Origin of the sequence: Mucilaginibacter aurantiaciroseus (assembly GCF_024055595.1) — a bacterium.
Taxonomy (GTDB): Bacteria; Bacteroidota; Bacteroidia; order Sphingobacteriales; family Sphingobacteriaceae; genus Mucilaginibacter; species Mucilaginibacter aurantiaciroseus.
The window spans coordinates 1594594-1608469 of sequence record NZ_JAMXOF010000001.1 but is presented as its reverse complement, the minus strand read 5'-3'; the positions used below and the strand labels follow the sequence as shown (position 1 = coordinate 1608469).

At 43.4% G+C, this 13876-nt stretch carries 13 protein-coding genes; 11 read left to right on the top strand and 2 right to left on the bottom strand.

The window, feature by feature from the left end:
* Positions 1 to 16: 16 nt before the first annotated feature.
* The 6 genes from gldC to NAF17_RS07270 all read left to right on the top strand — a co-directional run bounded on the left by gldC (position 17) and on the right by NAF17_RS07270 (position 7694).
* Positions 17 to 349: a gliding motility protein GldC gene (gene gldC / locus NAF17_RS07295; RefSeq protein WP_252757323.1), complete on the top strand. Its 333-nt coding sequence runs from the start codon at positions 17 to 19 to the stop codon at positions 347 to 349.
* A 73-nt stretch (positions 350 to 422) separates the two neighbouring features.
* Positions 423 to 773, top strand: a complete 351-nt coding sequence (locus NAF17_RS07290; protein WP_252757322.1) for a hypothetical protein — start codon at positions 423 to 425, stop codon at positions 771 to 773.
* Positions 774 to 866: 93 nt separating this feature from the next.
* Entirely contained in the window at positions 867 to 4304 is a 3438-nt protein-coding gene (locus tag NAF17_RS07285; RefSeq protein ID WP_252757321.1) for a response regulator, read from the top strand.
* A gap of 1 nt (position 4305) precedes the next feature.
* Entirely contained in the window at positions 4306 to 5142 is an 837-nt protein-coding gene (locus NAF17_RS07280; RefSeq protein WP_252757320.1) for a CheR family methyltransferase, read from the top strand.
* On the top strand, positions 5132 to 5725 hold the full coding sequence (locus tag NAF17_RS07275; RefSeq protein WP_252757319.1) for a chemotaxis protein CheB: 594 nt from the start codon (positions 5132 to 5134) through the stop codon (positions 5723 to 5725). Before NAF17_RS07280 ends, NAF17_RS07275 begins: the two co-directional genes overlap by 11 nt.
* A gap of 22 nt (positions 5726 to 5747) precedes the next feature.
* Positions 5748 to 7694 (top strand): hybrid sensor histidine kinase/response regulator, encoded by a 1947-nt coding sequence (locus tag NAF17_RS07270; RefSeq protein ID WP_252757318.1) that lies wholly within the window; start codon positions 5748 to 5750, stop codon positions 7692 to 7694.
* On the opposite strand, the gene NAF17_RS07265 is transcribed toward NAF17_RS07270, so the two are convergent.
* Together NAF17_RS07265 and NAF17_RS07260 are read right to left on the bottom strand one after the other, a co-directional pair.
* Positions 7678 to 8163, bottom strand: a complete 486-nt coding sequence (locus NAF17_RS07265) for a methylated-DNA--[protein]-cysteine S-methyltransferase (protein WP_252757317.1) — start codon at positions 8161 to 8163, stop codon at positions 7678 to 7680. The two genes, NAF17_RS07270 and NAF17_RS07265, sit on opposite strands and share 17 nt — an antisense overlap.
* Positions 8163 to 8975: an SDR family NAD(P)-dependent oxidoreductase gene (locus NAF17_RS07260; RefSeq protein ID WP_252757316.1), complete on the bottom strand. Its 813-nt coding sequence runs from the start codon at positions 8973 to 8975 to the stop codon at positions 8163 to 8165. Before NAF17_RS07260 ends, NAF17_RS07265 begins: the two co-directional genes overlap by 1 nt.
* Before the next feature lie 201 nt (positions 8976 to 9176).
* Between NAF17_RS07260 and NAF17_RS07255 the strand changes: the two genes are divergently transcribed.
* From NAF17_RS07255 to NAF17_RS07235, 5 genes are all read left to right on the top strand, one after another.
* Positions 9177 to 9860 (top strand): heme exporter protein CcmB, encoded by a 684-nt coding sequence (locus tag NAF17_RS07255; protein WP_252757315.1) that lies wholly within the window; start codon positions 9177 to 9179, stop codon positions 9858 to 9860.
* A gap of 29 nt (positions 9861 to 9889) precedes the next feature.
* On the top strand, positions 9890 to 11077 hold the full coding sequence (locus NAF17_RS07250; RefSeq protein WP_252757314.1) for a carboxypeptidase-like regulatory domain-containing protein: 1188 nt from the start codon (positions 9890 to 9892) through the stop codon (positions 11075 to 11077).
* A gap of 285 nt (positions 11078 to 11362) precedes the next feature.
* Complete coding sequence (ccsA, locus tag NAF17_RS07245) at positions 11363 to 12028, top strand: cytochrome c biogenesis protein CcsA (protein ID WP_252757482.1); 666 nt, start codon at positions 11363 to 11365, stop codon at positions 12026 to 12028.
* Between the two features lies 1 nt (position 12029).
* The gene (locus NAF17_RS07240) at positions 12030 to 12230 is read left to right on the top strand and encodes a CcmD family protein (protein ID WP_252757313.1); all 201 of its coding nucleotides are present in this window, start codon (positions 12030 to 12032) and stop codon (positions 12228 to 12230) included.
* A gap of 158 nt (positions 12231 to 12388) precedes the next feature.
* Entirely contained in the window at positions 12389 to 13825 is a 1437-nt protein-coding gene (locus NAF17_RS07235; protein ID WP_252757312.1) for a Glu/Leu/Phe/Val family dehydrogenase, read from the top strand.
* Positions 13826 to 13876: the final 51 nt, after the last annotated feature.

Below are 13876 nucleotides of genomic sequence, written 5' to 3'. Positions count from 1 at the left end.
AAACCATTAATTAAAGATGAAGACTGCTGAAATAAAGCTAACCATCCAGCTCGACGATAATAACATCCCCGAAAACATCCTTTGGGAATCTACCGATTCTAAAAACAAAGAGGCACTACCTGTGCAGGCCATGATGCTTTCTTTATGGGATAAAAACTACCAAAATACGCTGAAGATAGACCTTTGGACAAAAGATATGCCTGTAGATGAGATGAAACGCTATTTCTACGAAACCCTGCAAACCATGGGCGATACTTTTTTACGCGCCACCGGCGAAAAGAACATTGTAGAAGACCTGCGTGATTATTGCGCCCACTTTGCCGATAAAATGGAGATCAAAAAACAGTAACCTAAATATGCGCCCCGCGTCACTTATTACTTTACTAGGGTTTATTACACTTATTGCGGCAACCTTTTGCCCAATGCTACGCCCGTTTCACCTGTTTAACATGAACGTGTATATGCTAAACCAGCCATACGGTATGGTAATTATGCTGGTAGGCGTAATAGGCATATTGTGTACGGTACTAAACCAAACCAAAGTAACCCGGATAGCAGCTTTTGCATCATTAATTTTAGTGGTATTGTTATACATTGCCGCGTTGTTAAAAGTGAAGGCCAGTTTTGGCTTTATCCCTTTCAAAGGCGTCGAGGGTTTCTTTACCAGGCAAATCGCTTTTAAATGGGGTTGGTATATTTTATTTGCCGGCCCGGTGCTATCAGTATTAGGTGTTTTGGCTTCTAAAAAACGTGTTTATTCCGAGGGGCAATAAACGCGTTACCACCTGTATGTTTATTAGTTAATAGTATTTTACGTACAAATATTTTTAAACATATTTGTATAACAAAAAATCTTTTCTCACGCTATGTTTAAGCTTTCTTTTCGCAGCCAGGTATTAGCAGGTTTCGGTGTTTCCATTGTGCTTGTGCTTATTGTAGGTATACTTTCTTATACAAGTATTAGCCATTTAGAGGATGACACCATAATGGTTGACCATACCCAAAAGGTTATAAAAACAAGCAGTAATATCTTGCAACTACTTATTGATGGTGAAACCGGGATGCGTGGTTATGGCGCAACCAATAACAAAGTTTTTCTTGACCCTTATAATGAGGCGGTGCCCCGTTTAGGAGAAAGTTTAATACAGTTAACAAATCTTGTAAGTGATAATTCCTTGCAGGTTAAACGGATAGATTCTTTAAAAGAACTGGTTAACCGCCAACTCTTCATCCTGAAAAGAAATATAGATACCCGCGAAAAAATGGGGCTTGAGTACATGGTTGCCAACCACATGTTTTTAGGTGGAAAAGGCAATATGGATAGTATCAGGGACATTAATTCCCGTGTTATTGATACAGAAAATAATTTACTTGCCGAACGTAAGGCCAGTTCGGCGAAAGCATCAAATGATGCTATTGTAATTATTGTGATAGGTTCTGGTGTGTTTTTCCTGATTATTGTAATCATGTTCTTTTACATTCAGGCTACGTTTAACCACCAGAAAAAGATAGAAGAAGAAGTACGCATTGCCAACCTCGAATTAGAGAAGGTACTGGTTAAGAACGAGGCTAAAAATTGGTTACTTACCGGTAGCGGTACCCTTAATGAGAAAATGCAGGGCCAGCAGAGCGAAAAGGAATTGTCAGAAAATATATTAACAGAACTCAGCAAATTTTCGAACGCGCTTACCGGAACGCTTTACTTGTTTGATGATAACGAGGAGAAGCTTGACCTGTATGCCTCATATGCATTCAGCGACCCATCGGCGTTAAAACCAAGTATCCGTATCTCCGAAGGTTGGATAGGGCAGGCCGCTAAGGATGGTAAATCGGCATTGGTAAAAGGTAAGCTGAATGATAAACTACAATTAGGCTCGTCTATTTTAGAGAATGACCTGATCGAAACCTTTATCGTTCCGTTCTTTTTCGATAAAAAGTTAAAAGGCGTGCTCGAGCTTGGTTTTCATGACCAGGTGCCAGAGCAGGTTCAAGAATACATTTTGCTTGTAGCTAATGATATTGGCATCGCTGTAAATACTTCGCAGGCACGCACCATTATGCACGATTTGTTCGAAGAAACTCAGCAACAGGCCGAAGAACTGGAAGCACAGCAGGAAGAAATGCGCGTTACCAACGAAGAACTGATGAGCAAAACAGGAATGTTGCAGGCATCAGAAGAAGAACTTCGCGTACAGCAGGAGGAGTTGCGCACCATCAACGCAGAACTGGAAGAGAAAGCCAGTTTGCTGGAAGAGAAGAACGAGGCCATTGAAGAGGCCCGACAGTCTATCACTATTAAAGCAAGCGAGCTGGAGACTACCGGCAGATATAAGTCTGAGTTTTTGGCGAACATGAGCCACGAATTGCGTACACCGCTGAACAGTATTTTAGTATTGGCGAGGATCTTGAAAGATAACAAACCGTTAAACCTTTCTGAAGACCAGATCAAATACGCCAGCGTTATTTTCAACGCCGGTAATGATCTGCTTACTCTGATCAACGATATCCTCGACCTTTCAAAAATTGAATCGGGCAAGCTGGATATGCAGAACGAGGATGTTAAGGTAGCCGATATTTTGAGCGATGTGCAATCGTTATTCGCTGAGTTTGCAAGCAATAAAAAGATAGGCTTTACCACTAATTTAGCAGGTGTACCGCCAACAATTTATACTGATAAGTTAAGAACAGAGCAGGTGATCAAAAATCTGTTATCAAATGCGTTTAAGTTTACGCCGGAGCATGGTACAATCAGCATCAACGCTGTTGCTGGCCCGCGCGAAAATACCATCGCCTTTAAAATTAAGGATTCGGGTATTGGTATCCCGGCCGAGAAACAGAAGATCATCTTCGAGGCGTTCCAGCAGGCCGATGGCTCAACCAGTCGTAAATATGGTGGCACAGGTTTAGGTCTTTCTATCAGCCGCGAACTGGCAAGCTTGTTAGGTGGTAACATCACCCTTATCAGTACACCGGGAGAGGGTAGCGAGTTTACGCTGATCCTTCCGTTTTTGGCCAAACATGTAGAGGTGCAGGATAGCGTGTCAACAGTAGAAAGCTACAGCCCAACCAAAAACTTCTTCGATACGGTAGTCACCAAATCTGCCGAGCCAGGCCACGAACCGTTTGTGGTAATTGTGGAAGATGATAAAAACTTCGCCATTATATTACAAGATTACGCCCGCGACCATGGCTTTAAATCGGTAATGGTGAGCGAGGGTACAAATGCCGTCGAGATTATTAAAGAACAACTGCCGGATGCCGTTATATTAGATATTATGCTGCCGGGTAAAGATGGCTGGCAGATTCTGAAAGAACTGAAACAAGACGAGGCGACGCTCCATATCCCCGTACACCTGATGAGTGCCGGCGAAGCAGCTGCCAACCGTGTGCGTAAAGAAGGTGCCATCAGCTTCCTTAAAAAACCTGTAAATACCGAAACTTTGGATAAACTGTTTGGCGATATTATGGCTAAAAGCGGCACCAAGTTTACACAGATCTTACTGGTGGAAGACCATAAGGCCCAAAGCCAGGCGCTGAAAGATATGATGGAAGCGCAGGGCATCACGGTAGACCAGGCCTTTGACGGCGAATCGGCCTTTAGGATGTTGCACGAGAACGAGTACCAATGTGTGATACTTGATCTTAACCTACCGGATATCTCGGGCCTCGATCTGTTAGATAAGATCAAAGAGGTTAATAAGTTTATTTCATTGCCGGTTATTATCAACACCGCTATGGAACTTGATAAGAACTCGGTAAACAGGCTGATGCAGTATGCTAACGCGATGGTGGTTAAAACCAGCAAATCAGCAGACAGGTTGATAGACGAAGTGAACCTGTTCCTGAACAAGGTTAGCGAAAGCGGTGCCGCGGCACCAAACCTAAGCATGGGCAAGGCAAAAACCACCACCACTAACGGTAAGGACAGCATAAAAGGCAAAAAAGTACTGGTGGTTGATGACGATATGCGAAATATTTTCGCACTAAGCAGTGCCCTGGAAAGCTACGAGCTTAACGTGGTTATTGCTAACGATGGGGAAGAAGCCATAGCCAAACTGGAAGAAGATGCTGACATCGACATTGTTTTGATGGACATCATGATGCCAAAAATGGATGGTTACGAAGCTACAAGGCATATCCGCAAGCAAAACAAATGGGCAAAACTCCCTGTTATAGCGTTAACCGCAAAAGCGATGAAAGATGACCGAGAAAAATGTATAGCGGCCGGTGCTAATGATTATATTACCAAACCGGTTGATATTGACAGGCTGATCGCATTGATGCAGATGTGGCTTGATAACTAATATGAAGGGACTGGTGACTAAAGACACGATAACGAGTGTACAGCTAAACGAATTGATAGATATTGTAAAAAAGATCCACGGGTTTGATTTTAGCGATTATACCGAGGCGTCTTTTAAACGCCGCCTGGGCCGTATCATGATGCTTAAAAAGCTTGATTTTTACGACCTGAAGCATGTTCTGATCAACGACCACGGGTTTTTCCAGGAATTTTTGGAAGAAATTACGGTTAACGTTACCGAAATGTTTCGCGACCCTACATTTTATAAGGCGCTTAAAAATGAGGTTGTCCCCTATCTTTCTACCTACCAGCATGTAAAGGTTTGGTGTGCGGGCTGTTCATCCGGTGAGGAGGTTTATTCGTTAGCCATTTTGCTAAACGAAGAAAAACTCGGTAAAAAATCATATATTTACGGAACGGATATTAATACCGAGGTTTTGAATGAGGCGCGTAAGGGAATATACAGCCTGCGTAAAATAAAAAGCTATTCAGAAAATTACCTGTTTACAGGCTTGCCCGGTTCATTAACAAATCACTTTACCATTATGTACGATGCCGGCGCTATCCGCAGCGAATTGAAGCAGAATACATTGTTTTCGGTACATAATTTAATATCAGATACCGGCTTTAACGAGTTCCAGATGATAACGTGCCGTAACGTGTTCATTTACTTTGAAACCGAACTGCAATACAAAATATTAGACTTGTTCTACAAAAGTCTTTGCCCGTTGGGATACCTTTGTTTAGGCAATAAAGAAACCATCCGCTCTGATGTTTTCCGAAAGAAATTTAAGGTGATCAACCAAAAAGAAAATATATACCAAAAAATTGGCTCTTGATAATCGTATAAAGCAACGCTGGGCGCAATCCAAAATACTGCTTTTGGGCGGTTCGGCGGGGTCGTTTAAACTATTGTTCAAACTGGTAAAACTACTGCCCGAAAATTTTGATAAAACGGTGATTATCATTATCCACCGGAAAAAGAATTTTTTTAGTGAGATAGAAAAACTATTCGCAGAAAATAGCCGTATGTGTCTGAGGGAAATTAGTGACAAAGAGCCAATTCAGGGGAATACGATTTACATCGCCCCGGCAAATTATCACTCTCTGGTAGAAAATGAAGGTTTTTTTAGCCTTGATGTGTCTGAAGCCGTATGGTACTCAAAACCATCTATCGATGTAACTTTTGAGAGCGTTGCTGAGGTTTATAAAGAGCGTGTTACCGCTGTTTTATTTTCGGGCGCTAACCAAGATGGGGCAGAAGGCCTGTTGAAATTACGCCAAAACGGTGCTTTAACAATAGCTCAAGACCCGCAGGATGCAGAAATGGCGGAAATGCCGCAGTCTGCAATTAATATACACGCCGCAGAATATATTTTACGCACAATAGAAATTTTTGAACTACTCGGAAATAAGAATTAACCTGATACTTATTAATAATTAGATGACCCCCATTAATATCCTTATTGTTGACGATAGGGAGGAAAATATTATAGCGCTTGAAGCACTGCTTACCCGTACCGATATACGGTTATTTAGCACTACTTCGCCTAATGATGCCCTCAAAATTGCCTGGGATAACAATATATCAATAGCACTTGTTGATGTTCAGATGCCCGAAATGGATGGCTTTGAACTGGTAGAGATGCTAAAATCAAATCCCCGTACAAAGGATATTATGGTGATCTTCGTTACCGCCATATCTAAAGAAGCCAAGTATGCTGTTAGAGGCTTTAGCGCCGGCGCGGTAGATTACCTTTTTAAACCACTCGACCCTTATATAACATCAGCAAAAGTTGATGCCTTTGTAACCCTCGCCCGCCAGCAGGAAGAGATCAAACAAAAGAACGACGAGCTGCAGAACTTTGCCATGGTGGTAAAAAACAGCGCAGACATTATTTGTTCTGTTGATGCCGATACGCTACGCATAAAAACTATTAATCCTGCAGTTGAAGCCATTTTAGGTTTTAAACAAACCGAGGTTTTTGGGACAAATATAGTTGACCTTGCCATTGAAGCCAACCGTGCCGATCTGCGCAAGAAATTTGGTGAGATCATTAAAGATAACCGGAATTTTTCGGTATTCGAATTTCAGTTTAAAACTTTCGACAAACGCGTTATCTGGGTGGAATGTCGTGCGTCCTTACGTGGTAAAACTATTTTTATTAATATCAGCGACAGTTCGCCGCAAAAGAGCTATCAACAGCAGCTCATCAAATCAAAAGAGCTTGCCGAATACGGTAAAAAAGTAAAAGAAACCTTTTTGGCTAATATGAGCCACGAATTGCGCACACCCGTTAACGGCATTATTGGCCTGAGTAACCTGTTGCGTAAATCGCCTATAAACGAGCAGCAGGGCAACCTGTTGGATATGCTGGAAACATCATCGCGCTCGTTATTGGGTGTGATAAACGATGTGTTGGATATCTCTAAAATAGAGGCTGGTAAATTTAGTATTGTACGGTCGGCCAATAACCTGCGTAGTATAGTAAATTCTGTATTTGGGCTGTTGAAGTTTAATGCTGATGAAAAAGACATCGAGTTTTTACTGGAGATAGATAATGATGTGCCCGAAAGTTTACAAATAGATTCGTTGCGATTAAACCAGATCCTGATGAATTTACTGAGTAATGCCATTAAATTTACCCATCGTGGCCGCGTAAAGCTTACCGTATCTGTACTTCAAAAGCTAAATGATAAAGTTAAGTTGAAATTTAGCGTGGAGGATACCGGTATAGGCATCCCTACAGACAGGCTGTCGAAAATATTTGAATCGTTTGAGCAAGCCGAAGATGACACGGCCAACAAATACGGTGGTACAGGCCTTGGCCTAACCATTGTAAAAAAACTGATAGAACTTAAAGGGGGCGACCTTGCCGTGAGTAGCAAAGTTGGGCAGGGTAGCGTGTTTAACTTTACCAACTGGTTTGGCGTAGCTAAACCAAAGCCCGAAAAGAAATTGCCTAAGCCTAATAAAAAATTGGCCCCGTTTGTGAACGTACGCGTTTTGGTGGCAGAAGATAACTTGATCAACCAGTTTATGGTATCGAAGATGTTAAAGGACTGGAATGTTACCGTGGAAACAGCCGATAGCGGCAACAAAGCCATTGACTTGCTTAAAGTGAACGAATACGATTTGGTACTAATGGATACCCACATGCCGGGCTTAAATGGTTACCAGGCTGCCCGCATGATCCGCACCGAGTTTGAGGAGCCGATGCGCAGTGTGCCTATTATTTCCCTTTCTGCATCGGCCTTTGAGCACGAACAGTTAGAGGCATTATCTGCAGGGATGAATGATGTATTGGCAAAACCATTTGAGGCGCACGAGCTGCACGCCAAAATGCTGAAGCTTTTAAAAGCTAAGCCCGAGGTTAAAAAGCCAGCTTAGTTTGGCCGGTGCCCATTACCCGGGCCTCGTGTTCTAAAAGCCATTGCTTTCGCCAAAGGCCACCTGCATAACCGGTAAGGCTGCCGTTGCTACCAATAACGCGATGGCATGGAACTACCACCCATAAATTATTTTTTCCGTTGGCTGCCGCAATTGCTCGGATAGCCAGCGGATTTTTCATTTTATGCGATTGCTGATGGTAAGTAATAGTTGTTCCGTAGGGGATGTTCAACAGCTCCTGCCATACCGTTTGCTGAAAATCTGAGCCCGGCTGGTTTAGCGGCAGGTCAAAGTCTTTCCTGTCCCCGGCAAAATACTCGTCCAGTTGTTTGATGGTTTCCAGCAGGATGGGGGAGTTAGTTGTCGTTTCTTCCACGCCCTCATCGCGGATGGAAACCTTCATCAAATGCGTATCATCTGCAACCAACAGGGCCACGCCAAGGGGTGTGCGGTGATATACTTCGTACATTATGACCCTTGCTGCGCTTTGTTAAGCGATTTTAAATATACCTTGCTCATTTTACCGCCAATAAATTTGCTTGGCAAAAAGTTCATGAACACGTTACCAAGGCGATTAAGCAGGCCCGGTACATAATTGTACTTGCGGGTAACCAGTGCGTGGATAGCTTCTTCTGATGCCACACTTACAGGCATCAGCCAGCCTTTAAGCTCGTTAAATTTGCTGTTGTCGGTCATTTCGGTAGCGATGCCGCCGGGTGCAAATACAGTTATGGAAAAATTAGGGTTGGTTAGTTCGTTATGCAAGGCGTTACCAAAAGCGGTAATAAACGCCTTAGTTGCAGAATATGCCGCCTGGTAGGGCACCGGGAAGAACCCTGCCATGCTGGATACCAGCATCAGGCCGCCTTGCATACCTGGTTGTTCAAAATATTTTACAAGGCTGTTGGTCATGCGTACTACACCAATTACGTTGGTTTTAAGGATGCTTTCAAAGTTGTCCCAAGCCAGTTCGGTATGGCGGCCAAAGTAGGTTACTCCGGCATTTAAGATGGCGGCATATAGGTTATTATCTGCAATGCTCTCGGCAATTACACGGTCGGCCTCTTCGGGGATGGAAAGGTCTGCAACAATTACTTTTACTTTGATACCTGCGGCTTGCTCCAGTTCGGCCTTTAACTCGTTCAGCTTATCGGCACGGCGGGCGGCTATGATCAGGTTGGCTTTGTGCACATTTGCCAGTTGGCGGGCCATTTCCTGCCCAAGGCCGCTGGATGCGCCGGTTACCAATACCCATTTATTACTAAGCTGCAGGTTTTTCATGGTGCTAAGGTAAGTTTTTAGACGGAAAAGTCGGGAAGTCCGAAAGTGAGAAAAGTCCGGGAAGTCCGAAGTGAAATGTTAGTCTGAGCTTGTCGAAGACCTGAGCGCCCGGCTAAGGGTTCGACAGGCTCACCATAACATGTTTTATACCTCCAACTTTCGACTTTTCCGACTTCCCGACTTTTTAGCTTACTTTGCAGTATGAAACTTGTGGGGCAAACTATTGAACTTTTAAAGAAGGAAATTATCCTGGAATGGCGCTCCAAATACGCCTTCAATGGCATCCTGCTTTATATCGTTTCTACCGTGTTTGTCTGCTACATATCCTTTAACCTTAACCCGGGTTTTAAAGAGAGCCAGGGTTACCCCATAGTTTGGAACATCCTGTTCTGGATCATTATGCTGTTTGCATCGGTAAACGCCATAGCCAAAAGCTTTTTGCAGGAGAGCAAAGCGCGCTTGCTTTATTATTATTCAATCGCGCATCCGCAGGCAATCATCCTGTCAAAAACCATTTACAATACTTTGTTGATGTCGCTTTTAAGCGTTTTGGCTTTACTGGTTTATAAACTATTTTTCCCTAATCCGGTAGGCGATGAGGTGTTCTATTTTGTAGCTGTGCTATTTGGCGCCATGAGTTTTTCTACCGTGTTCACCATGATCTCGGCCATCGCATCAAAGGCAGGCAATAACGGCACGTTAATGGCTATTCTAAGCTTTCCGGTTATAATCCCGGTAATACTTTTGCTGGTTAGGGTAAGCAAAGCCGCTATGGATGGGATAGACCGTAGCCTTAGCTTTGGTAACATTGGTGTGTTATTAGCAATAAATATCATCGTTATTGCGTCATCATTAATTCTTTTCCCATACTTGTGGCGCGACTAATGTTTTCAATCACAATACACCATTTTACAATGCGAAGCTGGTGCTTTTTATTTGTTTGCATAACCCTCAGTTTTACCGCGGCCGCCCAAAGCGTTATCAGCGGTAAAGTGCTTACAGGCTCAAATAACCCGGTAGCAAAAGCCAGTGTGTTTTTAAACAACGCCACATTTGGTACGGCCACTAATGATGATGGCACATTTACCCTGCGGGGTGTTAAGCCCGGTCAGTACGATCTAATTGTATCTGCCATTGGTTTTGAAGAGTACACCCAAAAGGTAATGGTAGGGTCAGCAACTACTAACTTAGCTATAACGCTTACGACAAAGGTGCTGATGATGCGCGAAGTGATCATCACCAGCAATGCCGACTGGAAGAAGAACTTTGAACTGTTTAAGAAAGATTTTATAGGGGTTACCGAAAACGCTAAATATTGTAAGATAGAGAACCCGAGAATACTGAGCCTGGCTTATAGCCGTAAAAAAATGGAGCTGGAGGCATCAACCGATGAATTTTTGGTGATGAAAAATGAGGCCCTTGGATATAGAGTTAAGTTTTTGCTGAAGGAGTTTTTAAGCAGCAGCCTTAATAACACTATAAGCTACGCCGGCCGTGCGCTGTTTGAAGAACTACCCGGTACCGAAGTGCAAAAAGCTAAATGGAAGTTAAAACGTGATGAAGCTTACTATGGTTCGGCAAGGCATTTTTATAGGTCATTGTATAAGAACAAGCTTAAGCAGGAAGGGTTCGAGATCTACGATTTTAACCGAACCATTGACCCTAACCGCGCGCCAGATCTGCTAATACAACGCAAGCTAAAGCAGTTCCAGATGTTTAACCGCGATTCCACGAGGCATTGGTTAGCACAGCAGGATATGCCCCGTTGGCATAAAGAGAAACTTACCAAACCTGCCTTAACCGCTTACCAGATCATTCGTAAACCACTGCAAGAAGGCTTATTTGTGATGACGTTCCCCAATTACCTGTATGTAGTTTACACCAAAAAGCACGAAACGCAGGACTTTAAAGACCTGTACCGCCCGCTGGATATGGAGAATTTTGAAACCAGTGTGATAACCTTGCTTAGCCCCGCCGTGTATTTTGACCTGAATGGTACGGTAGTGGCTGATAGTCCGCTGTATGAGGGGACGTGGAGTAAAGCCAAACTGGCCAACCTGCTGCCGGTTGATTATGAACCGTTGGAGCAGATGGTGAATTGATAAACACTTTCCCTTGTCATTTTGAACGGGGTACGAGGAAAAATCTTGTTAGATAAGTATGTCTCTGCCAAAGACGTGATACTTCGCGTTTCCTTGCTGCGCTGCCTCAAAATTAGCTCATCACACAAATGTAAACCCCTATCAATCTTTCAATTCAACCAACATCTTAAAATAACAATCATAATTGATATGCATGCATAATGAAACATTGCTAATAATAACGTGGAGTGCATAAATCAAATCATCTAATTAGTACATTTGCAGCATAATTTATATATGAAATTCATTTATCAAACCTGGTGGAAAGTATTAGCAGTTGTAATGATATTTTACACGCTTGTTGCCGGTTTCCTGCTTGGCGTGCCAAGGTTAGAGATACTCCACGAAACCATCCGCAACACTTACTTCCACGTACCTATGTGGATAGCCATGTTTACGGTGTTCACCATATCGGTAATTTACAGTATAAAATATTTACAAACGGGTAAAGAGGAGTACGACCTTATTGCTGTTGAGGCGGCTAATACAGGCATTTTCTTTTTTGTTTTAGGGCTGATAACCGGCATGCTGTGGGCCCGCTACACCTGGGGCGAGTACTGGAGCAACGACCCTAAACAAAACAGCGCGGCAATAGCTTTCCTGCTTTATTGCGCCTACCTGGTACTGCGTAACTCGATAGATGAGGAACAGAAACGTGCCAAGATCTCGGCCATATATAACATTTTCGCTTTCCCGGTGATGATTGTGCTGATCATGGTGTTACCACGCATGACAGATTCGCTGCACCCCGGCAACGGCGGTAACCCTGCATTTGGCAAATTAGATATGGATAACCGCATGCGTGTTGTATTGTACCCTGCTTTTATCGCCTGGGCTTTAATGGCGGTTTGGATAGCCACTATCCGCTACCGCATCCGTTTAATTGAATATAAAAAGAACGCAATCAACTAAGATGAAAAGAATTGTATCCCTGATATTAATGCTGCTGTGTTTTGTAGCTGTAAAAGCACAAAATGTTGAAATGGCCGACAAAATGCGCAGCGAAGGCAAAATTTACGTGGTGATTGGAACCATTGTAATTGTATTTGCCGGCCTGGCTGTTTACCTGTTCACTATTGACAGGAGATTAAAAAAAATAGAGAAAGAAAATTAAATCAAAAAATAGCGCTATGCTGTTTAAACCCATAATAGGGTAGGGTTTTATATGATGTGTAAGCGATACACTAACTTTTTAAATTTGCATTATTGATAAAAAATATACCAAATTTGTGCACTTTTTTAAGGAATTAATTATTTATCCAATTCTAAATTATGAATATCAATAATCCGACCGCAGATCAGGATACTCACTTTTTTGGTGATGTATGTAAAAACTTCGATCATGCGGCGCAGTTCACCCAGCACGATGCCGGTTTGTTAGATCAGATCAAATCATGCAACAGTGTTTACCGTTTCCGTTTCCCGATACGCAAAGGCAATAGCTTTGAAGTTATAGATGCCTGGCGTGTAGAGCACTCGCACCACCAATCGCCAACAAAAGGTGGTATCCGCTACAGCGAAATGGTGAACGAGGATGAGGTTATGGCCCTTGCTGCCCTAATGACCTACAAATGTGCCATCGTAAACGTGCCCTTTGGTGGTGCAAAAGGTGGTATCAAGATCAACCCCAAAAACTACACCGTTAGCGAGCTGGAGAACATTACCCGCCGTTACACGGTAGAGCTTATTAAGAAAAACTTTATAGGCCCCAGCATTGACGTGCCTGCACCTGACTACGGTTCGGGCGAGCGCGAAATGGGCTGGATAGCCGATACATACGCTACCATGAACCCGGGCCAGCTTGATGCTTTAGGCGCGGTTACAGGTAAACCAATTTCATTACACGGTATTGCAGGCCGCCGTGAGGCTACCGGCCGTGGTGTGGCAATTGCCGTACGCGAGTGTGTTAGTGTTGGCGAGGATATGCAGAAAATTGGTTTAACCACCGGCTTATCCGGCAAGAAAATAATTGTACAGGGTTTGGGTAACGTGGGTTACTACTCTGCAAAATTCTTATCAGAGTTTGGTGCTGTCATCGTTGGCCTTTGCGAATTTGAAGGCGCTATTTACAACGAGGATGGCCTTGATGTGGAAGCTGTGTTTCAGCACCGCAAAGCAACCGGTTCTATCTTAGGATATGCCGGCGCAAAAAAAGAATTTAAAAACACCATGGACGGCCTGGAGCAGCCATGTGATATTTTGGTACCTGCCGCGTTAGAGAACCAGATCACTATTCAAAACATCGGCAGCATTAAGGCAAAAATTATTGCCGAAGGTGCAAACGGCCCAACTTCACCAGAAGCTGAAGAAGCTTTTTACAAAGCAGGTGGTATGATCATCCCGGATATGTATGCTAACGCCGGTGGTGTTACCGTATCATACTTTGAGTGGTTGAAAAACCTGAGCCACGTAGCATTTGGCCGTATTAACCGCAGGTTCGAAGAAAACTCAAACCTAAACCTGGTTAACATGGTAGAAGGCATTACAGGTGTACCACTAACGCCGATACAACGCTCGACCATCGTTAAAGGTGCAACCGAGTTAGAGTTGGTAAACTCCGGTTTGGAAGATACCATGATCCGTTCATACCACGAGATCCGCGAGATTTACAAAAGCAACCCTGCCATTGGTACCCTGCGTAACTCGGCCATGGTGGGCGCTATCAACAAAATAGCCGTGTCATACCAAAACCTTGGTGTTTGGCCATGATGCATTGGGGATAGTATCTCCATTATAATATTAAAAGAGCGCCCGAAAGGC